Annotated in this window: 24 protein-coding genes and 1 pseudogene; 21 read left to right on the forward strand and 4 right to left on the reverse strand. The window is 73.8% G+C overall.

Translation table 11 applies throughout. The features are described from left to right. Positions 1–98 precede the first annotated feature (98 nt). The 4 genes and pseudogenes from ACWERV_RS19170 to ACWERV_RS19185 all read left to right on the forward strand — a co-directional run. A pseudogene (locus ACWERV_RS19170) lies at positions 99–1379 on the forward strand (alginate lyase family protein); the annotation flags it as partial. A gap of 48 nt (positions 1380–1427) precedes the next feature. Beyond that, complete coding sequence (locus ACWERV_RS19175; protein WP_452934426.1) at positions 1428–1802, forward strand: ricin-type beta-trefoil lectin domain protein; 375 nt, start codon at positions 1428–1430, stop codon at positions 1800–1802. 124 nt (positions 1803–1926) lie between these two features. After that, positions 1927–2328, forward strand: coding sequence for a VOC family protein (locus ACWERV_RS19180; protein WP_452934358.1), 402 nt, complete (start codon positions 1927–1929; stop codon positions 2326–2328). Positions 2329–2374: 46 nt separating this feature from the next. Continuing rightward, positions 2375–3130, forward strand: coding sequence for a class I SAM-dependent methyltransferase (locus ACWERV_RS19185; RefSeq protein ID WP_452934361.1), 756 nt, complete (start codon positions 2375–2377; stop codon positions 3128–3130). Between the two features lie 7 nt (positions 3131–3137). Here the strand turns inward: ACWERV_RS19185 and ACWERV_RS19190 are convergent, their stop codons facing one another. Genes ACWERV_RS19190 through ACWERV_RS19200 form a run of 3 tightly spaced genes read right to left on the reverse strand, consistent with a single transcriptional unit; the run spans position 3138 to position 5702 of the window. Further along, complete coding sequence (locus ACWERV_RS19190) at positions 3138–3677, reverse strand: GNAT family N-acetyltransferase (protein ID WP_452934363.1); 540 nt, start codon at positions 3675–3677, stop codon at positions 3138–3140. A 9-nt stretch (positions 3678–3686) separates the two neighbouring features. After that, a complete protein-coding gene (locus tag ACWERV_RS19195) occupies positions 3687–4394 on the reverse strand; it encodes a helix-turn-helix domain-containing protein (RefSeq protein WP_452934366.1) in 708 nt (235 codons plus the stop codon). Positions 4395–4430: 36 nt separating this feature from the next. Beyond that, positions 4431–5702: a YihY/virulence factor BrkB family protein gene (locus tag ACWERV_RS19200; protein ID WP_398178316.1), complete on the reverse strand. Its 1272-nt coding sequence runs from the start codon at positions 5700–5702 to the stop codon at positions 4431–4433. A gap of 18 nt (positions 5703–5720) precedes the next feature. Here ACWERV_RS19200 and ACWERV_RS19205 point away from each other — a divergent pair, with 18 nt between their 5' ends. Continuing rightward, positions 5721–7358 (forward strand): acyl-CoA dehydrogenase family protein, encoded by a 1638-nt coding sequence (locus ACWERV_RS19205; protein ID WP_452934369.1) that lies wholly within the window; start codon positions 5721–5723, stop codon positions 7356–7358. Positions 7359–7530: 172 nt separating this feature from the next. Here ACWERV_RS19205 and ACWERV_RS19210 read toward each other — a convergent pair whose 3' ends face one another. Further along, entirely contained in the window at positions 7531–8412 is an 882-nt protein-coding gene (locus ACWERV_RS19210; RefSeq protein WP_452934371.1) for a helix-turn-helix transcriptional regulator, read from the reverse strand. Positions 8413–8524: 112 nt separating this feature from the next. Between ACWERV_RS19210 and ACWERV_RS19215 the strand changes: the two genes are divergently transcribed. From ACWERV_RS19215 to ACWERV_RS19290, 16 genes are all read left to right on the forward strand, one after another. After that, positions 8525–9442, forward strand: a complete 918-nt coding sequence (locus ACWERV_RS19215; RefSeq protein ID WP_452934374.1) for an alpha/beta hydrolase — start codon at positions 8525–8527, stop codon at positions 9440–9442. Positions 9443–9707: 265 nt separating this feature from the next. After that, positions 9708–10991: a GAF domain-containing protein gene (locus tag ACWERV_RS19220; RefSeq protein WP_452934377.1), complete on the forward strand. Its 1284-nt coding sequence runs from the start codon at positions 9708–9710 to the stop codon at positions 10989–10991. A gap of 183 nt (positions 10992–11174) precedes the next feature. Next, the gene (locus ACWERV_RS19225; RefSeq protein WP_322899662.1) at positions 11175–11258 is read left to right on the forward strand and encodes a putative leader peptide; all 84 of its coding nucleotides are present in this window, start codon (positions 11175–11177) and stop codon (positions 11256–11258) included. Between the two features lie 159 nt (positions 11259–11417). Next, entirely contained in the window at positions 11418–13142 is a 1725-nt protein-coding gene (locus ACWERV_RS19230) for a nitrite/sulfite reductase (RefSeq protein WP_452934380.1), read from the forward strand. Then, complete coding sequence (locus ACWERV_RS19235; RefSeq protein WP_398178299.1) at positions 13139–13321, forward strand: hypothetical protein; 183 nt, start codon at positions 13139–13141, stop codon at positions 13319–13321. The genes ACWERV_RS19230 and ACWERV_RS19235 overlap by 4 nt, the downstream gene beginning before the upstream one ends. Continuing rightward, positions 13318–14025 (forward strand): phosphoadenylyl-sulfate reductase, encoded by a 708-nt coding sequence (locus ACWERV_RS19240; protein WP_398178296.1) that lies wholly within the window; start codon positions 13318–13320, stop codon positions 14023–14025. The genes ACWERV_RS19235 and ACWERV_RS19240 overlap by 4 nt, the downstream gene beginning before the upstream one ends. 26 nt (positions 14026–14051) lie before the next feature. Continuing rightward, positions 14052–14591 carry an adenylyl-sulfate kinase gene (gene cysC, locus ACWERV_RS19245; protein WP_452934383.1) on the forward strand — a complete coding sequence of 180 codons (540 nt, stop codon included), beginning with the start codon at positions 14052–14054 and terminating at the stop codon, positions 14589–14591. Continuing rightward, positions 14588–15523 (forward strand): sulfate adenylyltransferase subunit CysD, encoded by a 936-nt coding sequence (gene cysD, locus ACWERV_RS19250; RefSeq protein WP_452934386.1) that lies wholly within the window; start codon positions 14588–14590, stop codon positions 15521–15523. The genes cysC and cysD overlap by 4 nt, the downstream gene beginning before the upstream one ends. A 2-nt stretch (positions 15524–15525) precedes the next feature. Then, positions 15526–16875: a sulfate adenylyltransferase subunit 1 gene (locus ACWERV_RS19255; RefSeq protein ID WP_398178287.1), complete on the forward strand. Its 1350-nt coding sequence runs from the start codon at positions 15526–15528 to the stop codon at positions 16873–16875. 256 nt (positions 16876–17131) lie between these two features. Next, entirely contained in the window at positions 17132–18289 is a 1158-nt protein-coding gene (locus tag ACWERV_RS19260; RefSeq protein WP_452934390.1) for an aliphatic sulfonate ABC transporter substrate-binding protein, read from the forward strand. A 49-nt stretch (positions 18290–18338) separates the two neighbouring features. Then, on the forward strand, positions 18339–19133 hold the full coding sequence (locus ACWERV_RS19265) for an ABC transporter ATP-binding protein (protein WP_398178282.1): 795 nt from the start codon (positions 18339–18341) through the stop codon (positions 19131–19133). Further along, a complete protein-coding gene (locus ACWERV_RS19270) occupies positions 19120–20079 on the forward strand; it encodes an ABC transporter permease (protein WP_452934394.1) in 960 nt (319 codons plus the stop codon). The genes ACWERV_RS19265 and ACWERV_RS19270 overlap by 14 nt, the downstream gene beginning before the upstream one ends. Next, complete coding sequence (locus ACWERV_RS19275; protein WP_452934397.1) at positions 20076–20855, forward strand: sirohydrochlorin chelatase; 780 nt, start codon at positions 20076–20078, stop codon at positions 20853–20855. Before ACWERV_RS19270 ends, ACWERV_RS19275 begins: the two co-directional genes overlap by 4 nt. Before the next feature lie 241 nt (positions 20856–21096). After that, positions 21097–23352, forward strand: a complete 2256-nt coding sequence (locus ACWERV_RS19280) for an MMPL family transporter (RefSeq protein ID WP_452934429.1) — start codon at positions 21097–21099, stop codon at positions 23350–23352. Positions 23353–23465: 113 nt separating this feature from the next. Beyond that, positions 23466–24506 (forward strand): sigma-70 family RNA polymerase sigma factor, encoded by a 1041-nt coding sequence (locus ACWERV_RS19285; RefSeq protein ID WP_398178273.1) that lies wholly within the window; start codon positions 23466–23468, stop codon positions 24504–24506. Positions 24507–24693: 187 nt separating this feature from the next. Then, positions 24694–25557, forward strand: coding sequence for an aminoglycoside phosphotransferase family protein (locus ACWERV_RS19290; RefSeq protein ID WP_398178270.1), 864 nt, complete (start codon positions 24694–24696; stop codon positions 25555–25557). The last annotated feature ends 8 nt before the right edge of the window (positions 25558–25565 follow it).

The following is a 25565-nucleotide window of genomic DNA, read 5'->3' on the forward strand; positions in this document are numbered from 1 at the left end:
AGGGGGATTCAAAGGTCTAGACGGTGTTCATGTCAATGACCTATGGTCCATACCACCGACGACATCCCCCCACCTTCCCTCGCGTTCGAGGAGCCCCCATGAGACGCGCCACGCAGCGAAGTAACCGGTTTCGTCAAGTCCCCGCTCTCATCGCCTTCGGAGCAGCAATCACAACGGTCGCCGCGTTGGTGACCGGTACCGGCGCCGCGACCGCCGCCACCCCGGCCGCGGCGAAGGCGGCCCCCGCCGCCGCCCGGCCGGCCGCCGCTGCCGCACCCGCGGTCGCGGCCGCGCCGACGTCGTTCGTTCATCCCGGAGTCATGGTCAGCCGGTCCCAACTGGACTTCGTGCGCGGCAAGGTGCAGGCGGGGGCCGCGCCCTGGACGGCCGCGTACAACCAGATGATCTCCAGCTCGTACGCCTCCCTCTCGCGTACGCCCAAGCCGCGCGCGAGCGTCGACTGCGGCCCGTACTCCAACCCCAACAACGGCTGTACGGACGAGCGCGAGGACGCCATCGCCGCGTACACCGACGCGCTCGCCTGGTACATCAGCGGCAACTCCGCCTACGCGCAGAAGGCCATCGCGCTGATGGACGCGTGGTCGGCGACCATCACGACGCACACCAACAGCAACGCCCCGCTGCAGACCGGCTGGGCCGGGTCGGTGTGGCCGCGCGCCGCGGAGATCGTCAAGTACACCTACACCGGCGGCTGGCCCAACGCCGGGCGCTTCGCGACGATGCTGCGCAATGTCTACCTGCCCGAGGTCATCAACGGCTCCAACAGCAACGGCAACTGGGAGCTGACGATGATGGAGGCCGCGGTCGGCATCTCCGTCTTCCTCGACGACGCCTCCTCCTACGACCGGGCGATCGCGCGCTACCTCAACCGCGTCCCGGCGTACGTCTACCTCAGTTCGGACGGCGCGCTGCCGAAGACCGTGCCGGGCAGCGGGCTCACCACGGCGTCGCAGATCATCGGCTACTGGCAGGGCCAGTCCACCTTCGTCGACGGCCTCACGCAGGAGACCTGCCGCGACTTCACGCACACCGGCTACGGCATCGCGTCCATCTCGGACGTCGCCGAGACCGCGTACATCCAGGGCCAGGACCTCTACCCGCAGGTCGGCCCGCGGCTCCAGCAGGCGCTCGGCTTCCAGGCGAAGTACGAGCTGGGCGCGACCCCGCCGTCCTGGCTGTGCGGCGGCAGCCTCAACCTGGGCCTCGGCCCGGTCACCGAGGTCGGCTTCAACGCGCTGCACAACCGTATGGGCATCGCGATGACCAACACCCAGACGCTCACCGAGTCGCGGCGCCCCGCGGGCACGAACAACCTCTTCGTGGCGTGGGAGACCCTGACGAACGCCGACAACCCCGACGTCGCCCCGGGCGGCGCCACCCCGCCCCCGCCCGCCACCTCCGGCGCCATCACGGGCCTCGGCGGCAAGTGCGTGGACGTCGCGGGCGCGAGCAGCACCAACGGTGCGGCCGTCCAGCTCTACGACTGCAACGGCACCGCCGCGCAGACCTGGACCGTCGCCTCGGACGGCAGCCTCCAGGCGCTGGGCAAGTGCATGGACGTGGTGTCCGCCGGGACGGCGAACGGCACGCAGGTCCAGCTCTACGACTGCAACGGGACCGGCTCGCAGGTCTGGCAGCCCGGCGCGTCCGGCTCCCTGGTGAACCCGCAGTCCGGCAAGTGCCTGGACGCCACGGGCAAGAGCTCCGCGAACGGCACCCGCCTCCAGATCTGGACCTGCACCGCCGCCACCAACCAGACCTGGACCCTCCCCACCGCCTGACCCCGGCACGGGGGAACCGAGACCGCGCCGCCGCGGAGCATGGGTGCGCATTCGCGGCGGCGCCTCCCCCGGCGGGTCCGTTTCGTTCAAGACGGGCCCGGACCCGCGGGCTAGCGTCGGGGGCATGAACGCACCTCGTGTGACACCTCGCCTGGACATGATCGGGATCGTCGCCTCCGACATGGCGGCCTCGCTGCGCTTCTACCGGCTGCTGGGCATCGACCTGCCCGCGGCCGCCGACGGGGAGCCGCACGTCGAGGTCACGCTCCCCGGCGGGCTGCGGCTCGCGTGGGACACCGTCGAGACCGTCAGGTCCTTCGACCCGACGTGGCAGCCCGCCCGCGGCAACCGCGTCGCGCTCGCCTTCGACTGCGGCACCCCCGCGGGCGTGGACGCGCTGTGGGACACCCTGACGGGCGCGGGCCACGAGGGGCACCTCAAGCCGTGGGACGCCTTCTGGGGCCAGCGCTACGCCGTCGTCCACGACCCGGACGGCAACCCGGTCGACCTCTTCGCCGCGGCCTGAACGACGCCCTTGTGCGGGCCCGCGCACCGCGCCAGGATCGGGCCGCATGAGCCGTCCCTACGACGACGAGCGGCTCGCCGCCGCCTACGACCGGGGCAACGGCATGCCGGAGCCCTCCCTGCGGGCCTGGGTGGAGCTGATCGCCTCCTTCGCGCCGCGCCCCGCGCCCGCGATCGTCGAGGTCGGCGCCGGGACGGGCGTCTTCTCCGCGGCGATGGCCCGCTGGATCGAGGGCTCCACCGTGCTGGCCGTGGACCCCTCGGAGGCGATGCTGGCGCAGGCGCGCCGGCACCGTACGCATCCCGCGGTGCGGTACGCGGCCGGGTCCGCGGAAGCCGTGCCCGCCCCGGCGGGGGCCTTCGACCTGGCCCTCCTCTCGCGGGTGATCCACCATCTCCCGGACCGGCCGCGGGCGGTGGCCGAGCTGACCCGGATCGTGCGGACCGGCGGGCGGGTCGTCGTCCGCACCACCTTCCGCGAACGCCTGGACTCGGTGGTGTACGACCACTGGCCGCTGCTGCGGAAGGCCGACGAGCAGCGTTTCCCGAGCGCGGCGGACGTCGTCGCGGACTTCACGGCGGGCGGATTCGCCCTGGTGGAGACGCTGTCCTTCGCGCAGCCGGTGGCGGCGGACCTGGGCGCCTACCACGACCGGCTGGTCACCCGGCCCCAGGCGAAGTTCGCCCGGCTGACGCCGGAGCAGTTCCGGGCCGGGCTCGCGTCCCTGGCGGCCGCGGCGCGCGGCGCCGGGGCGGGCCCGGTGGCCGAGCGCTACGACGTGGCCGTGTTCTCCCGCCCGTGACGGGGGCTCAGGACGCCGGGGCCCGCCACTCGTGGGCGAGCAGGCCGAGGACCACCTCGTCCACGAACGCGCCGAGGACCCAGGCGGCGGAGCGCAGGACGCCCTCGCGGACGAAGCCGTTGGCCTCGGCGGCGCGCAGCATCGCCGGGTTGTCGGCGAGGGTCTCGATCTGGAGGCGGTTGAGGCCGCGGACGACGAAGCCGTAGTGGCACAGCACCGCGACCGCGTCGGCGCCGTAGCCCTTGCCGCGGGCGGACGGCAGCAGGCTCAGGCCGAGGTGGGCGTAGCGGCTGTGGGTGTCGATGCCCCACAAGGTGGCGTGGCCGACGAGCGCGCCGCCGGACAGTTCCACCACGGAGAAGGGGACGTTCTTCGGGTCCAGGTCGTCGACCACGAACCGGGGGTCCTTCGTGCCGGGCGCGGCCGGGCGCCAGGCCTCGGCCTCGGAGCGCGAGGCCGTGGCCACGTCGTCGAAGAGCTCGGCCCGCAGGATAGGGATGTCCTCCTCGTGCCGGGCCCGCAGCCCGACCGTACGGCCTCGTAGCATGCCGCCTTCCTACCCGGCGGGGGCGGCGGGCGGCAACCCGGTCAGTTCGCCGAGCGGGACGCCCGCCAGCGCGCGGACCTCACGGGCCAGGTGGGGCTGGTCGGCGTAGCCGGTGTCGGCGGCGACGCGGGCGAAGGGGACGCCCGCGCGGGCGAGGGCCAGGGCGCGCTGGAGGCGCAGGACGCGGCCGAGGGTGCGCGGCCCGTAGCCGAAGGCGGCCTCGCAGCGGCGGCGCAGCTGGCGCTCCCCGAGGCCGCACACGGCGGCGACGTCCCGGACGGACCGCCCGGCGGCGAGAGCGGCGGTCACCGCGGCGGGCAGCGGATCGGCGGGGCCGGCCTCGTGCGTCCGGGCGACAGCCCAGGCTTCGAGGGCGGCGACGGGGTCGGCGTCGGCGCGTGCGGCGAGCCGCCGGGCGCGGGCGGCGGGCCAGAGGTCGGCGAGCGGCACCCGGCGGTCGCGCACCTCGGCGGCGGGGGCGCCGAGCAGGGCGGGCGCGGTGCCGGGGGCGAAGCGCAGTCCGGCGAAGGCGCTGCCGGGGCGGGCGGTGGCGACGTGGGCGGCGGTGTCGGGCCCGGCGACGAGCAGTGTGCCGTCGTACCAGATCAGGTCCATGCAGCCGTCGGGCAGCACGCGGTAGGGCGCGTCCCCGCTGTCCGTGCGGCTCCACACGGTGACGCCGGGGACGGCTCCCGGCCGTTCACGGTATCCGCCCACCTCCCCATGATGCCGTGGACCGCCGACAGCGCGGCCTCAGCGCTGCCGGTGCTCGTCCCACCGCGTCTGCGGGGGCGGCGGCGGGAAGGGCGGCAGCGGGGGCGGCGCGGAGGGGCGGGGCGGCACGAGCGGGCGGGGGCGGCGCGGCGGGTCGAGCGGCTCGGGGCGCTCGGGGCGGGGGCGGCGGGCGCGCAGCCGGGAGCGGATGTCGGCGTGCGGGAGGACGTCCACCCAGCGCTCGGGGTATTCGGCGGGCGGGTCGGCGTCGTCGGCGTCGTCCTCCAGGCTGCCGGCGGCGGCGGCCTGCCGGGCGCGGCGGGCGGCGGCGCGGGCGACGACCTCGGCGGCGACGGCTTCCTTGCGGCGGTTGTTCTCCTCGCGGGCGGCGGCGGTGGCCAGCGACGGCCACACCCGGTCGACGGCGGCGTTGACGGCGGCGCCGACCAGGACGGCGAAGGCGCTCACGCCGATCCACAGCAGGACGGCGATGGGCGCGGCGAGGGAGCCGTAGATGGTGTGGCCCTCGACGGCGTGCCCGAGGTAGATCCGCAGGACGAAGCTGCCCAGCATCCACATGAGCAGGGCGACGAGCGCGCCGGGAACGTCCTCGTACCAGGGCGACCGGACGGGGACGGACACGTGGTAGAGGGTGGTGAGGAAGGCGACCGAGGCGAGCAGCACGGCGGGCCAGTAGAGGATGTGGACGGTGCCGGTGACGCCGGGGATCAGGTCGTCCACGGCGCCGGGGCCGACGACGACCAGCGGCAGCACGGCCGCGCCGAGCACGAGCGCGACGACGTACAGGACGAGCGACATCAGCCGGGTCTTGACGATGCCGCGGCGGCCCTCCAGGCCGTACATGATGGTGATGGTGTCGACGAAGACGTTGACCGCGCGGGAGCCGGACCACAGGGCGATGACGAAGCCGATGGAGATCAGATCCGGGCGGCGGCCGTGGAAGACGTCGTCGACGAGCGGTTTGACCAGGTCGTTGACGCCCTTGTCGGAGAGCACGGTCCCGGACGCGCTGAGGATGTTGTGGCGTATGTGGTCGATGGTGTCGAGACCGACGACGGTGTCGACGTAGCCGAGCGCGCCGACCAGGCCGAGCAGCAGCGGCGGCAGCGACAGCAGCACGAAGAACGCCGCCTCGGCGGCCAGGCCGGTGACGCGGTACTCCAGGCAGGAGTCGACCGTGTCCTTGAGCAGCAGCCAGCCCACCTTCCGCTTGGAGACGTTGCGGTAGAGCACCCGGGCCCGCCGCCAGCGGCTCGGACGCCGGTGGCTTCTTTCTTCTGCTGCTTGCACCCCCTTACGTTAGCTGGCATGACTGCCGTCACCCACACGGTCGCGAACCAGGCCCCGCCCCTGGTCGGCCATGACGTATACAGCACCGACACCGCGCTGACCGAGGCCGTCGCCCGCCATGCGGACCCGGCCGGGCTCGCGGAGGTCACCGAGGAACTCGTCCGGCTCGGCGAGGCCGCCGGTTCCGCCCAGGCGCAGCGCTGGGGCGAGGAGGCCAACACCTGCTCCCCCGTGCTGCGCACCCACGACCGCTACGGCCACCGCATCGACGAGGTCGACTTCCATCCGTCCTGGCACCGGCTGCTCGGGCACGCGATCACCGCGGGCCTGACCGACGCCTGGTCGCGGCCCGACGGGCACCTGCGGCGGGCGGCCGGGTTCCTGGTGTGGTCGCAGGTCGAGGCCGGGCACGGCTGCCCGGTGTCGATGACGCACGCCGCCGTGCCCGCGCTGCGCGCCGACCCGGAACTGGCCGCCGAGTGGGAGCCGCGGCTCGGCTCGCACTCCTACGACCCGCGGCTGGTGGCCCCCGGCGAGAAGCCCGGGGCGCTGTTCGGGATGGGCATGACCGAGAAGCAGGGCGGCTCGGACGTGCGCGCCAACACCACCCGGGCGGTGCCGCTCGCCGAACCCGGGACGTACGCGCTGACCGGGCACAAGTGGTTCTGCTCGGCCCCGATGTCGGACGGCTTCCTGGTGCTGGCCCAGGCGCCGGGCGGGCTGACGTGCTTCCTGCTGCCGCGCGTGCTGCCGGACGGGACGCGGAACGTCTTCGCGATCCAGCGGCTCAAGGACAAGCTGGGCAACCGCTCCAACGCCTCCGCCGAGGTCGAGTTCGACGGCACGTGGGCGCGCCGGGTCGGCGAGGAGGGCCGCGGGGTCGCCACGATCATCGAGATGGTCGCCGCGACCCGGCTGGACTGCGCGCTCGGCTCCGCGGCGCTCATGCGGCAGGCCGTCGCGCAGGCCGTGCACCACGCCACCCACCGGGAGGCCTTCGGCGGCCCGCTCGTCGACAAGCCGCTGATGCGCAACGTGCTCGCCGACATGGCGCTGGAGTCGGAGGCCGCGACGGCCGCCGTCATGCGGCTCGCGGCGTCCTACGACGCGGACACCGAGCAGGAGCGGCACCTGCGGCGGCTCGGGGTGGCGGTGACGAAGTTCTGGGTGACCAAGCGCTGCCCGGCGGTCGCGGCCGAGGCGCTGGAGTGCCTGGGCGGCAACGGCTATGTGGAGGAGTCCGGGATGCCGCGGATCTTCCGGGAGTCGCCGCTGAACTCGGTGTGGGAGGGCTCGGGCAACGTCCAGGCGCTGGACGTGCTGCGGGTGCTGGGGCGCGAGCCGCTCGCCGTCGAGGCGTTCCTGACCGAGGTGGGACGCGCGCGGGGCGCCGACCACCGGCTGGACGCGGCGGTCAAGGACCTGCTGTCGGACCTCGGCGACCTGGAGGGCGTGGAGGCGCGCGCCCGCCGGGTCGTGGAGCGGATGGCGCTGGTCCTCCAGGGCTCGCTGCTGGTGCGGTACGCGCCGTCCGCGGTGGCCGACGCCTTCTGCGCCTCCCGGCTGGGCGGCGAGTGGGGCTCGACCTTCGGCACCCTCCCGTCGGGCCTGGACCTGGCACCGGTCCTGGAGCGGGCGGCACCGGTCGCGGGCTGAGCGGCCCCGGCGGCTTCCGTACGGGCGGGGCTCGGTACGGGCCGGCGTCCGTACGGGCGGGGCTCGGTACGGGCCGGCGTCTGTACGGGCGGGGCTCGGTACGGGCCGGCGTCCGTACCGCGGGGCCGTCGCGGATCCGGCGGGCCCGGGGGGGGCAGGCGGGCCCCGGGCCCTACGGTGCCGTCACGGCCGCCGGTCCGCCGCGGTGGCTGCGGTGCGCGGTGGCCGGGCCGAGGACGCCGAGCAGGGCGAGCGCGTCCACGCCGGGCGAGCCGGGCTGCGGGGTGAAGACCAGCAGCCGCTGGTCCTGCGACGGCGTGAGCAGCACCTCGTAGTCGAAGACGATCAGCCCGACCTCGGGGTGCAGCACCCGCATGCTGCTGCGCTGCTTCACCGCGACCTCGTGCGCCTCCCACAGCTCGCAGAACTCGTCGCTCGCCGCGCGCAGCCGGGCGACCAGCGCCGCCGCAACGGGGTCGTTCCCCCGGCGGGCGACGGCGGCCCGCAGGTCGGCGACCATCTCGCGGCTGCGCTCGGTGTGCTCCTCGACCGGGTATGCCTCGCGCAGCACCGGGTCGGTGAACCAGCGCCAGGGCACGTTGCGGTCCGCCTCGGCCACCGTGCACACGCAGCCGAACAGCGCCTCGGCGAGCGCGTTCATCGCCAGCAGGTCGCCGAGGTCGCCGATGAGCTGCGCGGGGGTCTGCGTCATGTGGTCCAGCAGGTAGCGCAGGCTGGGGCGGACGTGCAGGCCCGCGCCCGGCGGCAGCGGCGGGGGGTGGCCCGCGAGCAGGTACAGGTGGTCGCGCTCGTCGGTGGTCAGGCGCAGCGCGCGGGCCAGCGCGGCGAGGATCTGCGTCGAGGGCTGCGGGCCGCGGGCCTGTTCGAGCCGCATCACGTAGTCCGCGGACATGCCCGCGAGGTGGGCGACCTCCTCGCGGCGCAGCCCGGGGGTGCGGCGGTGCCGCCCGACCGGCAGATCGGCCTCCTCGGGCCGCAGCCGGTTGCGCGACCGGCGCAGGAAGTCGGCGAGTTGCTCGCGGTCCATCTGCATGTACCCATCATGCAGCGCCGGGCGGCGGGTGCGGCCGGGGGTGCCTAGGACGGCCCGTCCTAGGCGAAGCGCTCCGATTTTCACCGCCGGGCGGCGGCGGCAAGGTGGGGGCATGACACAGACACAGATCAAGAACCTCCAGGACACGCTGCGCAGCCGCCCCGCCCTGGACCCGGACATGCCGGTGGCCGACCAGCGGGCCTTCTTCGAGGAGATCACCTCCACGGCGGTGCTCCCGGAAGGCACCGTCACCACCGAGGGCCGGCTCGGCGGGGTGCCGGTCGTGCACACCGCGCACCCGCAGGCCGAGGGCGGCCCGGACGCGCCGGTCGTGCTCTACCTGCACGGCGGCGGGTTCGTCGTCGGCTCGGCCCGCTCGGGCACCTCTCTCACCGCGGGGCTGGCCTCCCGGGCGCGCGGCCGCGGTGTCTCGGTGGGCTACCGGCTGGCGCCCGAGCACCCCTTCCCCGCCGCGGTGGAGGACACCCTCGCCGTCTACCGCGCGCTGCTGGACGACGGTACGGCGCCCTCCCGGATCGCCTTCGCGGGCGACTCGGCGGGCGGCGGGCTCGCGCTCCAGGCGCTGGTCGCCGCCCGCGACGCCGGGCTGCCGCTGCCCGCGGCCGCCGTGGTCCTGTCCCCCTGGTACGACCTGACGATGTCCGGGGCGTCGATCACCGCGCGGGCCGCCGACGACCCGATCCTGACCGCGCACATGCTGGGCCGGTACGCCGCCGCCTACCGGGGCCCGGCGACCGGCGCCCTGCCGGTGCTGGACGACCTGCGGGGGCTGCCGCCACTGCTGGTGCAGGCGGGCTCGCACGAGATCGTGCTGGACGACGCGGTGGCGCTGGCCTCCCGCGCGGCCGCCGACGACGTGCCGGTCGAGCTGGAGATCACCGCCGGGGCCACGCACGTCTTCCAGCGGTTCGCCGGTTCGGGGCTGCTCGACGAGGCCGACGCGGCGCTGGACTCCGCGGGCGCCTTCCTGCGCCGCGCCCTGACCCCGGTCCTGGCCGCGGCGGTGTGAGCGGGGCGTCGTATACGAAGGGGGTACGCGGTGGGCGCCGGACAAGGCCGCGCGGGGCGCCCTGCGGACCGGAAGAGGCGGTCCCCGGCCGGGGGTGGCGCCGCGCCGACTCGGCACCACCCCCGAAGGTGACGCGGCGTCACTGTCCGTCGGTAAGCGCTCTCGGCGCAACCGTTGCACACCGTTGCACCAAAGCCCGGCGGCCCGGGGCCGTACCGGGCACCATGGGCAGCGGGAGCTGCGGGGGCACCGGGACGGAGGCGGCGTGGCAGACCGGCCGATCGGCTACGGGCGGCTCGACGGGTCGGACCTGACGAGGTCGCCGCACCTGCTCGCCTCGGTGCGGGCGGCCACGCTCGCCGGGGACATCCCGCCGCAGGCGCCGCGCGCGGTCATCGGGGCGTCCTGGGCGCGGACGCTGGACCACGGGGTCGATCCGGACGTGGGGCGGCACAGCGGGCTGCTGGCCGCCGAGGAGATCGAGCACCGGCGGCACGGCAGCCCGCTCGGCGAGGTGCTGCCGGTGCTGGCCGACGGCCTGGTCTCGGTCGCGGACGCGGCCTGGCACATCATGGTCGTCACCGACGCGGAGGGCCGGGTGCTGTGGCGCGACGGCAGCGTCGCGGTGCGCCGCAGCGCCGACCGGCTGGGCTTCGCCGAGGGCGCCTCCTGGTCGGAGGAGGTCGTCGGCACCAACGCGATCGGCACCGCGCTCGTCACCCGCAGGCCGCTCCAGGTGCATTCCGCCGAGCACTTCGTGCGCACCCACCACGGGTGGACGTGCGCCGCGGCGCCCCTGCACGACCCGCGCGACGGGCGGCTGCTGGGCGTGGTGGACGTGAGCGGGCCCGCCTCGACCGTGCACCCGGCGACGCTGTCGCTGGTGTCGGCGGTCGCCCGGGTCGCCGAGGGCGAGCTGCGCAGGCGGCACTGGGCGGCGGTGGAACGGCTGCGGTCGGTCGCGGCGCCGCTGCTCGCGGGGATCGGCGGCCGCGCGCTGGTGGTGGACCGCAACGGCTGGACGGCGGCCGCGACCGGGATCGCCCCGGCCGAGCGCATCGCGCTGCCCGCCGCGGTGACCGCGGGGCAGGTGTGGCTGCCGGCGCTGGGGATGTGCGGGATCGAACCGCTGCCGGGCGGCTGGCTGGTGCGCGTCGGCGACGGCGAGCCGTCCGCCGCGGCCGGCCGGGTGGTGGTGGACGTGAGCGGCCCGGCGTGCTGGACGGTGACCATGGCCGGTCCGGCGGGCCGCTGGGCGCTGCCGCTCACGCCCCGGCATGCGGAGCTGCTGTACGTCCTGGCGGTGCACCGGGCGGGCCGGACGGCGGCGGAGCTGGCGGGCGACCTGTTCGGCGACCCGACCCGTACGGTGACGGTGCGGGCCGAGATGTCGCGGTTGCGGCGCACGCTCGCGGGGGTGCTGGCGCACCGCCCGTACCGCTTCGCCGAGGGGGTGGAGGTCGAACTGGTGCGCCCGCGCCGGGCGGCCGACCTGCTGCCGCAGTCGGTGGCGCCCGCGGTGCTGGCCGGGCGCGCCCCGCGCGGCTGAGCCGCGGTCGCGCCCGGCGCCGCCGCGCACCCCGTCCGACGGCGGCTGTCCGCCTCCCACCTGCTCCTCCGTGTCCGCGGCGGGAACGTGACGTGCGCCATAGTTTGCCACATAGTGAGATGCGGACGTCCACATGATGGATAACGGTGGACTCTCCCGAGACGTGCATGCCACGCTTCCGTCATGTCTCGCACTGGAATCGCCTTGGTGGGTCGGCCGCACGTCGACTTCTGCCGCGTTTCCAGCGCCATCTGTCCGGCGGGCTGACCGCACAGCTGCACTGCTCCGCCATCCCCGCCGTCGTGGATGCACGGGAGTTCCCCTGTGTCCGCGGCCGTCGTACCACCGCTCTGCGTTTCCCCAGGCCACAGGGTACTTCCGCGCCGTCAACGACCGTATTCGAGCCTGCCAGAAGGACGCATCGCCATGGCATCCAGCCCCGCCGACACCCCGCAGCCGTCTGCCGGGACGCCCAGGACACCCGCCGCGGCCCGCCGTAAGTCGACGCGGCACCGCGGCGAAGGCCAGTGGGCCAAGGGCCACTTCACTCCGCTCAACGGCAACGAGCAGACGAAGAAGGACGACGACGGTCTCAACGTGCGGACACGCATTGAGACGATCTACGCCAAGGCGGGTTTCGACGCGATCGACGGTGCCGACCTGCGCGGACGCATGCGCTGGTACGGCCTGTACACGCAGCGCCGCCCCGGGATCGACGGCGGGCGCACCGCGATCCTGGAGCCCGAGGAGCTGGACGACCGCTACTTCATGATGCGGGTCCGCATCGACGGCGGCCGGCTGACGGTGGCGCAGCTGCGCGTCGTCGGCGAGATCTCGCAGGAGTTCGCCCGCGGCACCGCCGACATCACCGACCGGCAGAACGTGCAGTACCACTGGATCCGCATCGAGGACGTGCCGGAGATCTGGCGCCGGCTGGAAGCGGTGGGCCTGTCCACGACCGAGGCGTGCGGCGACACCCCGCGCACCATCCTGGGCTCCCCGGTCGCGGGCATCGCCGAGGACGAGATCATCGACGGCACCCCGGCGATCGACGCGATCAAGTCCCGTTACATCGGCAGCAAGGAGTTCTCCAACCTGCCGCGCAAGTTCAAGACCGCGATCTCCGGCTCGCCGCAGCTCGACGTGGTGCACGAGATCAACGACGTGTCGTTCGTCGGTGTCGAGCACCCCGAGCACGGTCCGGGCTTCGACCTGTGGGTCGGCGGCGCGCTGTCCACCAACCCGCGGCTGGGCGAGCGGCTCGGCGCGTGGGTGCCGCTGGACGAGGTGCCCGACGTGTGGGCGGGCGTCGTCGGCATCTTCCGCGACTACGGCTACCGCCGGCTGCGCTCGCGCGCCCGGCTGAAGTTCCTGCTGGCCGACTGGGGTCCGGAGAAGTTCCGCCAGGTGCTGGAGGACGAGTACCTGGGGCGCCCGCTGCTCGACGGCCCGGCGCCGGAGCTGCCGAAGCAGGTGTGGCGCGACCACATCGGGGTGCACCGGCAGAAGGACGGCCGCTTCTACGTGGGCTTCGCCCCGCGCGTCGGCCGCGTGGACGGCGCCACGCTCACCAAGATCGCCGAACTGGCCCAGGGCCACGGCTCGGACCGGGTGCGCACCACGACCGACCAGAAGATGATCGTCCTGGACGTCGCCGAGGACCAGGTCGACTCGCTCGTCGCGGGCCTGGAGTCGCTGGACCTCCAGGTGCGCCCGTCGCCCTTCCGGCGCGGCACCCTGGCGTGCACCGGCATCGAGTTCTGCAAGCTGGCCATCGTCGAGACCAAGGCGCGCGGCGCCTCGCTCATCGACGAACTGGAGCGCCGCCTGCCGGACTTCGACGAGCCGGTCAACATCAACATCAACGGCTGCCCCAACTCCTGCGCCCGCATCCAGACCGCCGACATCGGTCTGAAGGGCCAGCTGGTCACCGGCCCCGACGGCGAGCAGACCGAGGGCTTCCAGGTCCACCTGGGCGGCAGCCTCGGCCTGACCGCGGGCTTCGGCCGCAAGGTGCGCGGCCTGAAGGTCACCTCGGCCGAACTGCCGGACTACGTCGAGCGGGTGCTCACACGCTTCCAGGCCGAGCGCACCGACGGCGAGCGGTTCGCCCAGTGGGCGGCGCGCGCCTCCGAGGAGGCGCTGTCGTGAGCGAGCGTGCCGCCCCCTTCTACTGCCCCTACTGCGGCGACGAGGACCTGCGCCCCTCCGAGGAGGGCGGGCACGGCGCCTGGGAATGCCGGGCGTGCTCCCGCGCCTTCAAGCTGTCGTTCCTCGGGCTGCTGGCCAGGAGGCCGGCCGCCGATTCCCCGCAGGGAGGCGCTTCGTGACCACCGCTTCTTCGTACACCGCCGACCAGTTGCAGGAACTCGCCGAGCAGGCCGGCCGCGACCTGGAGGACGCGTCCGCGCTCGACGTGCTGCGCTGGGCCGCCGACACCTTCGGCCCGCGCCTGTGCGTGACGTCGTCGATGGAGGACGCCGTCGTGGCGCACCTCGCCTCGCGCGCGCTGCCCGGTATCGACGTGGTCTTCCTCGACACCGGCTACCACTTCGAGGAGACCATCGGGACGCGTGACGCGGTCGCGGCGGTCATGGACGTCCACGTCATCACCGTCACGCCCGAGCAGACCGTCGCCGAGCAGGACGCGCAGTACGGCCCCCGGCTGCACGACCGCGACCCCGACCGGTGCTGCGCGCTGCGCAAGATCGCCCCGCTGGAGCGCTCGCTGGCCGGCTACGACGCGTGGGCGACGGGCCTGCGCCGGGACGAGTCGCCGACCCGGGCGAACACCCCGGTCGTCGGCTGGGACGCCAAGCGGCAGAAGGTCAAGATCGCCCCGATCGCCCGCTGGACGCAGGACGACGTGGAGGCCTACGTGGCCGAGCACGGGGTGCTCACCAACCCGCTGCTGACGGACGGCTACGCCTCCGTCGGCTGCGCGCCCTGCACCCGGCGGGTGCTGGAGGGCGAGGACGTACGGGCCGGGCGCTGGGCGGCGTTCGGCAAGACCGAGTGCGGGATACACCAGTGACGGCGGCTCAGCCGCAGGAGGCTTCGATGACAGCGGGCGCCACCGTCTGGCTCACCGGCCTGCCGAGCGCCGGCAAGACCACGATCGCCCGCGCGCTCGCCGACCGGCTGCGCGCGGACGGCCACCGGGTCGAGGTGCTGGACGGCGACGAGATCCGCGAGTTCCTGTCCGCGGGTCTGGGCTTCAGCCGCGAGGACCGGCACACCAACGTGCAGCGGATCGGCTTCGTGGCCGAACTGCTCGCCGCGCACGGGGTGCTGGTGCTGGTGCCGGTCATCGCGCCGTACGCCGACAGCCGCGAGGCGGTCCGCAAGCGCCACCAGGCGCGCGGCACCGGCTATGTGGAGGTGCACGTGGCCACGCCGGTCGACGTGTGCTCGGTGCGGGACGTGAAGGGCCTCTACGCGCGGCAGGCCGCGGGCGAACTGACCGGACTGACCGGGGTGGACGACCCCTACGAGGTGCCGGAGACCCCCGACCTGCGGATCGAGACCCAGGGCAGCACCGTCGAGGAGTCCGCCGCAGCGGTGCACGCGCTGCTCGCCGAGAGGGGCCTGACGACATGAGCACCATCGCGACGCACACCGAGCAGCGGGACAGCCCGTACGCGCTGACCCACCTGGACGCGCTGGAGTCCGAGGCGGTCCACATCATCCGCGAGGTGGCGGGCGAGTTCGAGCGGCCGGTGATCCTCTTCTCCGGCGGCAAGGACTCGATCGTCATGCTGCACCTGGCGCTGAAGGCGTTCACGCCCGCGCCGGTGCCGTTCTCGCTGCTGCACGTCGACACCGGGCACAACTTCCCCGAGGTGCTGGACCTGCGCGACCGCACGGTCGCCGAGCACGGCCTTCGGCTGTACGTGGCCAAGGTGCAGGACTACATCGACGACGGGCGGCTGCGCGAGCGCCCCGACGGGCTGCGCAACCCGCTGCAGACCGTGCCGCTGACCGAGGCCATCGCCGGCCACCGCTTCGACGCGGTCTTCGGCGGCGGGCGGCGCGACGAGGAGAAGGCCCGCGCCAAGGAGCGGGTGTTCTCGCTGCGCGACGAGTTCTCCCAGTGGGACCCGCGCCGCCAGCGCCCCGAGCTGTGGCAGCTCTACAACGGCCGGCACGCGCCGGGCGAGCACGTCCGCGTCTTCCCGCTGTCCAACTGGACCGAGCTGGACGTGTGGCAGTACATCGCGCGCGAGAAGATCGAGCTGCCCTCGATCTACTTCGCGCACGAGCGCGAGGTCTTCCGGCGCAGCGGCATGTGGCTGACCGCCGGCGAGTGGGGCGGCCCGAAGGCCGCCGAGCCGGTCGAGACCCGGCAGGTCCGCTACCGCACGGTCGGCGACATGTCCTGCACCGGCGCGGTCGACTCGACCGCGACCACGCTGGACGCGGTGATCACCGAGATCGCCGCCTCCCGGCTGACCGAACGGGGGGCCACCCGCGCCGACGACAAGATGTCGGAGGCGGCGATGGAGGACCGCAAGCGCGAGGGGTACTTCTAGACATGAGCGTCTCCACCAGCCCGCTGACGGCCGAGGAGCTGTCGGCCACCACGCTGCTGCGGTTCGCCACCGCCGGTTCCGTCGACGACGGCAAGTCCACCCTGGTCGGGCGGCTGCTGCACGACTCCAAGTCGGTGCTCAGCGACCAGCTCGAAGCCGTCGAGCGGGCCTCGCAGGTCCGCGGCCAGGAGGCCCCCGACCTGGCGCTGCTCACCGACGGCCTGCGGGCCGAGCGCGAGCAGGGCATCACCATCGACGTGGCCTACCGCTACTTCGCCACCGCGCGCCGCCGGTTCATCCTGGCCGACACGCCGGGCCATGTGCAGTACACCCGCAACATGGTCACCGGTGCCTCGACCGCGGAGCTGGCGGTGGTGCTCGTCGACGCCCGCAACGGCGTGGTGGAGCAGACCCGCAGGCACGCCGCCGTGGCCGCGCTGCTGCGGGTGCCGCACGTGGTGCTCGCGGTCAACAAGATGGACCTGGTGGACTTCGCGGAGCCGGTGTTCGCCGCCATCGCCGAGGAGTTCACGTCGTACGCCGCCTCCCTCGGGGTGCCGGAGATCACCGCGATCCCGATCTCCGCGCTGGCCGGCGACAACGTCGTGGAGCCGTCCGCGAACATGGACTGGTACGGCGGCCCGACGGTGCTGGAGCACCTGGAGACCGTCCCCGTCAGCCACGACCTGACGGACTGCCCGGCGCGTTTCCCGGTGCAGTACGTGATCCGGCCGCAGTCCGCCGAGCACCCGGACTACCGCGGCTACGCGGGCCAGATCGCCTCCGGCATGCTGCGCGTCGGCGACCCGGTGACGGTGCTGCCCTCGGGGCGTACGACGACGGTCTCCGGCATCGACGCGCTGGGCGTGAGCGTGGACACCGCGTGGGCGCCGCAGTCGGTGACCGTACGGCTCACCGACGACATCGACGTCTCGCGCGGCGACATGATCGCGCCCACCGCGTCCGCGCCCGCCGTCACGCAGGACGTCCGGGCGACGGTGTGCCATCTGCACGAGCGCCCGCTGCGGATCGGCGAGCGGGTGCTGCTCAAGCACGGGACGCGCACGGTCAAGGCGATCGTCAAGGCCATCCCCTACCGGATCGACCTGTCGCACGGCCTGGCCCACGACAACGACCCGGCGGCGCTGGAGGTCAACGACATCGGCGCGGTGCGGCTGCGCACCGCCGAGCCGCTGCCGATCGACGCCTACGCGGAGGCCCGGCTCACCGGCGCCTTCCTGCTGATCGACCCCGCGGACGGGACCACGCTGACCGCCGGCATGGCGGGCGAGGCGTTCGCGGAGCCCCCGGCGGCCCAGGCGGCCGCGGACGACGAGGGCTGGGACTTCTGACCATGGCTCAGGAAGCCTTTTCGGGATTCGCGAAGGAGGGCGGGCGCGTCGGCAGCGGCTCGCTCGGCTCGGGTACGGGCGGGGTCGCGCGATGTGCGGGCTGACCCGCACGACGGCGGTCCACGGCATGACCGTGGCCGCCGGCGCACGCCCCATGCGCGCTCCGCGCGCCCCGATGCACCGCTTTCGAAGACCTGACGAACTTCCGGCCGCGCCCTAGCGCGCGACACGCCGGGCCTGACGAGAGGACACACCCGTGTCTGCGCACCTCCGACCCGCGTCCCGCCCCACCGCCCGCCGCCACAGACTCATCGCCGTGGCCGCCGCCCTCCCGCTGTTCCTCGGCTCGCTGGCCGCCTGCGGCTACGGCTCCGACGACAAGTCGGACAACGACAGCTCCTCCTCGCCGGCCGCCGCGGCGTCCGGCAGCAGCACCCCCGCCGCCAAGCTCTCCGCCGACCAGGTGAAGATCGGCTACTTCCCGAACCTGACGCACGCCACCGCGCTGGTCGGGCTGAAGGAGGGCTTCTTCCAGCAGGAGCTGGGCGACACCAAGATCAAGGAAGCCACCTTCAACGCGGGTCCCGCCGAGATCGAGGCGCTCAACGCCGGGTCCATCGACATCGGCTGGATCGGCCCCTCCCCGTCGATCAACGGCTACACCAAGTCCGACGGCAAGAACCTGAAGATCATCTCCGGGTCGGCGTCCGGCGGCGTCAAGCTCGTGGTCAACCCCCAGAAGATCAAGACGCTCGCGGACGTCAAGGGCAAGAAGATCGCCACCCCGCAGCTCGGCAACACCCAGGACGTGGCGCTGCTGAACTGGATATCCACCCAGGGCTGGAAGGTCGACGCGCAGTCCGGCAAGGGCGACGTGTCGGTGGTGCGCACCGACAACAAGATCACCCCGGACGCGTACAAGAACGGCTCCATCGACGGTGCGTGGGTGCCGGAACCCACCGCGTCGAAGCTCGTGAGCGAGGGCGCCAAGGTGCTGCTCGACGAGAGCACGCTGTGGCCGAACAAGCTGTTCGTGATCACCAACGTGATCGTGTCGCAGAAGTTCCTGACCGCGCACCCGGACGTGGTGGAGGCGGTGCTGCGCGGCTCGGTGAAGACCAACGCCTGGATCAAGGCCAACTCCGACAAGGCCAAGGCGGACGCCAACGCCGAGCTGGAGCGGCTGACGCAGAAGGCGCTGCCGGCGGACATCCTCGACCCGGCGTGGGCCTCGCTGCAGGTGACCGACGACCCGCTGGCCTCGACCGCCAAGAGCGAGGCCGACCACGCGGTGGCCGCGGGCCTGCTGGACAAGCCGAAGCTGGACGGCATCTACGACCTGACGCTGCTCAACAAGGTGCTCAAGGCCGCGGGACAGCCCGCCGTGAGCGCCGCCGGCCTCGGCAGCGAGTGACGGGCCGCGGGTCCGCGTGACAACCGAACCGAGAATCCCAGGAGGTGACATGGCCGACACCCTCACCAGTGCCGGGGAGCAGGCCGTGGAGAGCGCCGCGCACGCGGCCCGGCTCGACCACGTCTCGAAGGCCTTCGGCGGGCCCGGCGGCCGGCAGCTCGTGCTGGACGACATCACGCTCGATGTCGCCCCCGGCGAGTTCGTCTGCCTCCTGGGCGCCTCGGGCTGCGGCAAGTCGACGCTGCTGAACCTGGTCGCCGGACTCGACAAGCCGTCCGCCGGGAGCATCACGACTCCCGGCGGCCGGCCGGCCCTGATGTTCCAGGAGCACGCGCTCTTCCCGTGGCTGACGGCGGGCAAGAACATCGAGCTGGCGCTGCGGCTGCGCGGTCTGCCGCGCGAGGAGCGGCGCCCGGAGGCCGAGCGGCTGCTGTCGCTGGTACGGCTCGGCGGCGCGTACGGCAAGCGGGTGCACGAGCTGTCCGGCGGCATGCGGCAGCGCGTGGCGCTGGCCCGCGCGCTCGCCCAGGACAGCCGACTGCTGCTGATGGACGAGCCGTTCGCGGCGCTGGACGCCATCACGCGGGACGTGCTGCACGACGAGCTGACCCGGATCTGGTCCGAGACCGGTCTGTCGGTGCTGTTCGTGACGCACAACGTGCGCGAGGCGGTGCGGCTGGCCGAGCGGGTCGTGCTGCTGTCCTCCCGGCCGGGCCGGATCAACCGCGAGTGGCGGATCGGCATCCCGCAGCCGCGGCGGATCGAGGACGCGGCCGTGGCGGACCTGTCCGTCGAGATCACCGAGGAACTGCGTGGGGAGATCCGCCGCCATGGCCAGCACTGAGACAGAGCCGACCCCCGGTCCGGGCCCGCAGGACACCGCGGGCCCGCTCGACAAGGCGCCGCACAAGGTCCGGGAGCGGTCCGGCGAGAGCGACCTGTCGGGCCTGGAGGCGGGCCTGGACGCGCTGGACGCGGTCGTCGTCGAGCGCGCGACCCTGCGCCAGGTGCTGGTCAAGAAGGCGCTGCCGCCGGTCCTGGCGGTCGTGCTGGTCCTGGTGGTGTGGCAGCTCGCGGTGTGGGGGCACGTCGCCGACCAGACGAAGCTGCCGAGTCCCTCCGCGGTCGCCGACGAGCTGAAGGCGCGGTGGCAGGCGGGCGACCTCTTCGACATCATCTGGACCAGCGTGTCGCACGGCCTGCTCGGCTTCGCCGCCGCGCTGGTCATCGGCACCCCGCTGGGCCTGGTGGTCGCACGGGTGCCGTTCGTGCGGGCGGCGATCGGGCCGATCCTGTCCGGACTCCAGTCGCTGCCGTCGGTGGCGTGGGTGCCGGCCGCGGTGATCTGGCTGGGCCTGAACAACTCCACGATGTACGCGGTGATCCTGCTCGGCGCGGTGCCGTCCATCGCCAACGGCCTGGTGGCCGGCATCGACCAGGTGCCGCCGCTGTACCTGCGGGCCGGACGCACCATCGGCGCGACCGGGCTGCGCGGGGCGTGGTACATCCTGCTGCCCGCCGCGCTGCCGGGGTACGTCGCCGGTCTCAAGCAGGGCTGGGCCTTCTCCTGGCGCTCGCTCATGGCCGCCGAGCTGATCGCGTCCTCCCCCGACCTCGGGGTCGGGCTCGGCCGCTACCTGGAGAACATGCGGGAGGCCTCCGACATGGCGGGGGTCTTCCTCGGCATCCTGATGATCCTGGTCGTCGGCATCGCCATCGACCTGATCGTCTTCAGCCCGCTGGAGCGCTGGGTGCTCCGCTCGCGCGGGCTGACCGCACGGAGCCAGTGACCGTGCGCCCCGGCCGGAGCCGGCCGCCGCTGCTCGTCATCGCGCACGGCTCGCGCGACCCGCGGCACGCCGCGACCGTGCACGCCCTGACGCGACGGGTGGCGGCGGCCCGGCCGGGGCTGCGGGTGGACACCGCCTTCCTGGACTTCAACGCCCCGTCCGTCCCGCAGGCCGTCGGCCGGCTCGCCGCCGACGGGGTACGGGACGCGGTGGCGCTGCCGCTGCTGCTGACCCGGGCCTTCCACGCCAAGACCGACATCCCCGCGGTGCTGCGCGACTCCACCGCCGCGCTGCCCTCGCTGCGGCTGCGCACGGCGGAGGTGCTGGGCCCCTCACCGCTGCTGACCGCCGCCCTGGAGCGGCGGCTCACCGAGGCGGGCCTGCGGCCCGCCGACCGCCCGTCGACCGGCCTGGTGCTGGCGTCGGCGGGCTCCACCGATCCGGAGGCGGGCGCGGTGATCGCAGCCGTCGCGCGGGAGTGGCGGCACACCGGATGGTGCGCCGTGCGGCCCGCGTTCGCCTCCGCCGCCCTGCCCCGCACCGAGGACGCCGTGCGGGCGCTGCGGGCCGTCCCCGGAGTGCGGCAGGTCGCGGTCGCGCCGTACGTCGTCGCGCCGGGCTTCCTGCCGGACCGCATCGCCCGCGGGGCACGCGAGGCGGGCGCCGACCTGCTGGCGCCGGTGCTGGGCGACGCCCCCGAGCTGGCCGCGCTGCTGCTGCGCCGCTACGACCAGGCGCTGCGGCCGGCCGCCGCCGGGCAACTGCTGTCGGCCTGAGCAGGGCGTCCGGCCGCCTAGGTGTAAGGGGCACGCGTCCGGCGGAGGTGGGGTTAGCCCCACCCTCAAGGGGGAGACCGCCCTCCCCGAAGTCACCGGTCAGCCGGATGGGTGGGCCCCTCGCAGGCCCGTAGCGTCATTCGTGGACGGAGCGGCACCCGCCGCCACCCGGCACGGACCTACGAACCTGACACCTGACAAGGGGGACACCGTGAGTCGCGGACGCGCACACGGCAGCAGGATGGGAATAGCGGCGGCGATGGGCGCCTGGAGCGCCCGGCACCGCTGGGCGGCGGTGGGCGCCTGGCTGCTCCTGGTCGTTCTCGCGGTCTTCGCGGGCCAGGCGGCGGGCCGGGTCGATGTGGACCAGGACAAGTCGATGGCGGGCGAGGTCAACCAGGCCGCCACCATCAACGACGACGCGGGCCTGAAGTCGCCGGCCGGCGAGATGGTGATCGTCCAGGCCGAGGGCGGCACGGTCAAGGCCACCGACCCGGCCTTCCGGGCGGCGGTCGGCGATGTCGTCACCGCGGTCAAGGGCACCGGCGAGGTCACCGCGGTGACCTCGCCGTACGACACCAAGTCGATCTCCGCGGACGGGCGTTCGGCGCTCGTGCGGTTCGACATGCTCGGCGACGAGAAGACCGCGGGCGACCGGGTCGAGCCGGTCATGGACGCGGTGAAGAAGGTGCAGGCCGAGCACTCCGACCTGCGCATCGAGGAGTTCGGCGACGCCAGCGCCAACAAGGTGCTGGACGACGCCTTCGGCACCGACTTCAAGACCGCCGAATACTCCGCGGTACCGCTCGCGCTGGGCATCCTGCTGATCGCCTTCGGCGCGCTCGTCGCCGCGCTGCTGCCCGTGCTGCTGGCCATGACGGCCTTCATCGCGGCCGGCGGGGTGGTGGCGCTGGTCAGCCACTGGGTGCCGATGAGCGACACCGCCAACTCGGTGATGCTGCTGGTCGGCCTCGCGGTGGGCGTCGACTACTGCCTGTTCTACCTGCGCCGGGAGCGCGAGGAGCGGGCCGCGGGGCACGACCCGGAGACCGCGCTGAAGATCGCCGCGGCCACTTCCGGCCGGGCGGTGCTGATCTCCGGCATCACCGTGATCGTGGCCATGGCGGGCATGCTCTTCACCGGCATCGGCGACTTCGAGGCGATGGGCGTCGCCACCATGATCGTGGTCGCCCTCGCGATGGCCGGCTCCGTCACCGTGCTGCCCGCGCTGCTGTCGCTGCTCGGCCACCGCGTCGAGAAGGGCCGTATCCCGTTCCTCAATCGCGGCCGCAAGCAGGCCGCCGGACGCCCGTCCGCGCCCCGCACCAGCCGGGTGTGGCGGACCGTGCTGCGCCCGGTGCTGCGGCACCCCAAGGCGGCCACCGTCATCGCCGGCGGCGCGCTGCTGGTCGTCGCACTGCCCGCGTTCGGCATGAAGACCGCCAACCTGTCGATGCAGCAGGAGCTGGGCGACGGGCTGCCGATCATCCAGACCTACGAGCACATCGACGCCGCCTTCCCCGGCGGCCCGGCACCCGCCCAGGTCGTGGTCAAGGCCGCCGACATCAACGCCCCCCAGGTCAAGAAGGCCATCGCCGACTTCCGGGCCGAGGCCGTCTCCTCCGGCGCCAGCAAGGGCCCGGTGACGGTCACCGTGCACGGCGCGCAGAACGTCGCCCGGATCGACGTCCCGCTGGCCGGCGGCAGCGACCGCGCCAAGGCCGAGGCCAACGTCAAGACGCTGCGCGACCACGTGCGGCCCGACACCCTCGGCAAGGTTCCCGGGGTCCAGGCACCGATCACCGGTGAGACGGCCGGCTCGATGGACTTCACCCACAAGATCACCAGCAGTGTGCCGCCGGTCTTCGCCTTCGTGACCGTCTTCGCCTTCCTGCTGATGCTGCTGTCCTTCCGGTCGCTGACCATCGCGATCACCTCGATCGTGCTCAACCTGTTGTCGGTGGGCGCCGCCTACGGCATCCTCACCGCGGTCTTCCAGCACGGCTGGGGCGCCTCGCTGGTCGGCGCGCACGGCACCGGCGCGGTCGTGGCCTGGCTGCCGCTCTTCCTCTTCGTGATCCTCTTCGGGCTGAGCATGGACTACCACGTCTTCGTGGTCTCCCGGATCCGCGAGGCCCGCACCCGCGGCCTGTCCACCAAGGCCGCGATCGAGCACGGCATCACCACCACCGCGGGCGTCGTCACCAGCGCCGCCGTCATCATGGTCGCGGTCTTCGCGATCTTCGGGACGCTGTCGATGCAGAGCATGAAGCAGATGGGCGTCGGCCTGGCCTTCGCGGTGCTGATCGACGCCACCGTGATCCGCGGGGTGCTGCTGCCGGCCGTCATGACGCTGCTGGGCGACCGCAACTGGTACCTGCCGCGCTGGATGAACCGGCTGCCCGACATGACCCACGACGAGTCCGCGCTGCCCCAGCCGCCGGCCGCCGAGCCGCAGCCGGTGCCCCAGCTCGCCGGGGCGGACAGCCACCGCTGACCTGCGGCCGCGCACCGCGACCACGGTGCGCGGCCCCCGCCGCGAGCGCCGACGCGCCCCCGTACCGAGCCGGTACGGGGGCGCTGTCAGTGGTCGCGGTTACGGTGGGAGACATGACCGTACGGGAGAGCAGCGCAAGCGGAACGACCGCGGCGACGGCGGAGGCGGCGCCCGGCGCCGCCGAGGTCGAGCGCGGTCTCGAACAGCACCGGGTGGAACTGACCGGCTACTGCTACCGGATGCTGGGCTCGGCCTTCGAGGCCGAGGACGCGGTGCAGGAGACACTGGTACGGGCCTGGCGCGGCGCCGACCGCTTCGAGGGCCGGTCCTCGCTGCGCTCCTGGCTCTACCGCATCGCGACCAACGTGTGCCTGGACAGCCTCAACGCGGGCAAGCGCCGCGCCCGCCCGATGGACCTGTCCCCCGCCTCGCACGCCGACGCGGTGCTGCCCGACCCGACGTCCGAGGGGATGTGGGTCGAGCCCGCGCCGGACGGCCGGGTGCTCCCCGAGGGCGGCGACCCGGCGGACGTGGTGGTCAGCCGGGAGAGCGTGCGGCTGGCGTTCGTCGCCGCGCTCCAGCTGCTGCCGCCGCGGCAGCGCGCGGTGCTGATCCTGCGCGAGGTGCTGGCCTGGAAGGCCAGCGAGACCGCCGAACTGCTCGGCACGAGCGTGCCGTCGGTCAACAGCGCGCTCCAGCGCGCCCGCGCCACCCTCGCCGAGGCCGGTGCCTCCACGGAGGCCGACCCCCGCGGGACCGAGCTCGACGAGCAGCACGAGGCCCTGCTGGCACGCTACGTCGACGCCTTCGAGCGCTACGACCTCCAGGCCCTCACCACACTGCTGCACGAGGACGCGGTCCTCAACATGCCGCCCTTCCCGATGTGGGTGCAGGGTCACGACGACATACGGGAGTTCATGGGCACGGTCGGCGCGGGGTGCGCGGGCTCGCGCGTCGTGCCGGTCGCGGCCAGCGGCCTGCCCGGCTTCGCGCAGTACCGCCCCACGCCGGAGGGCGGCTTCCGGGCGTTCGCGCTCCAGGTCATCGAGATGTCCGGCGACCGGATCAGCACGATGACGTCGTACCACGACGCCGACCGGCTCTTCCCGCTCTTCGGCCTCCCGCTGGAACTGCCCGCCGCGGCGGACGGCTGAACCGCCGGGAGTGCATTCCGGTCATTGCCGGGTACGTATTCTGAGCAGTTCGGCGGCAAAGGGGCGCGAAGTGCGGGCGCCGGAGTGCAAGACTTGCCCTGAGCCGTAACACCGGTGATGCCGGTGGCATATGCACAGGGCGGGGCGGCGGAGGCTGCCCGCGGGGCGGAGCGCGGAGGGTCGGGGCATGGCGGAAGCGGTGTTCTCGCAGGAGCGGGCACGTGCGGTACTGGACGCCGCGGGGCACCCGAAGGCCGAGCTGATCTCCTTCGGCGAGAACGCGGTCTACGCCGCCGGCCGGCTGGTGATCAAGGTCGGCCGCGGCGCCGACCTGCTGGACCGCGCCCGCCGCGAGGTGCGCACCGCCGACTGGCTGGCCAAGCACGACGTGCCCGCGGTGCGCTCGGCCGAATCCGAGGTACGGCTCGTCGAGGGCCACCCCGTCACGTACTGGCAGCGGCTGCCCGAGTCGCTGCGCCCCGCCGAACCCGCGGACGTCGCCCCGCTGCTGCTGCGCGTCCACGCCCTGCCCGAACCGGACTTCGGGCTGCCGCCGCGCGACCTGCTGGGCGGCGTCGAACGCTGGCTGCGGCTCGCGGGCGACGCGATCGACCCCGCCGACGCGGCCTTCCTGCGCACCCGGCGCGACCGCCACGCGGCCGAGATCGCCGAACTGGTGCCGATGCTGCCGCGCGGCCCGATCCACGGTGACGCGCTGCCGCGCAACGTCCACATCGGGCCCGACGGCCCGGTCCTGGTCGACCTGGAGACCTTCTCCTCCGACCTGCGCGAGCACGACCTCGTCGTCCACACCCTCGACCGCGACCGCTACGGCGTCACCCCCGACGCGTACGCCGCCTTCACCGCCGCGTACGGCTGGGACGTCGCCGAGTGGGACGGCAGCGAGGCGCTGCGCGGGGCGCGCGAGACCGCGGGGTGCGCGTGGGTCGCGCAGCACGCCGCGGCGAATCCGGCCGCCGGCACGGAATTCCGCCGCCGCGTCGCTTCGCTCCGCGCCGGCGACCCCACCGTCCGCTGGTTCTCCTTCTGACCTTTCCC

The sequence above is a fragment of the Streptomyces sp. NPDC004031 genome, assembly GCF_053604375.1.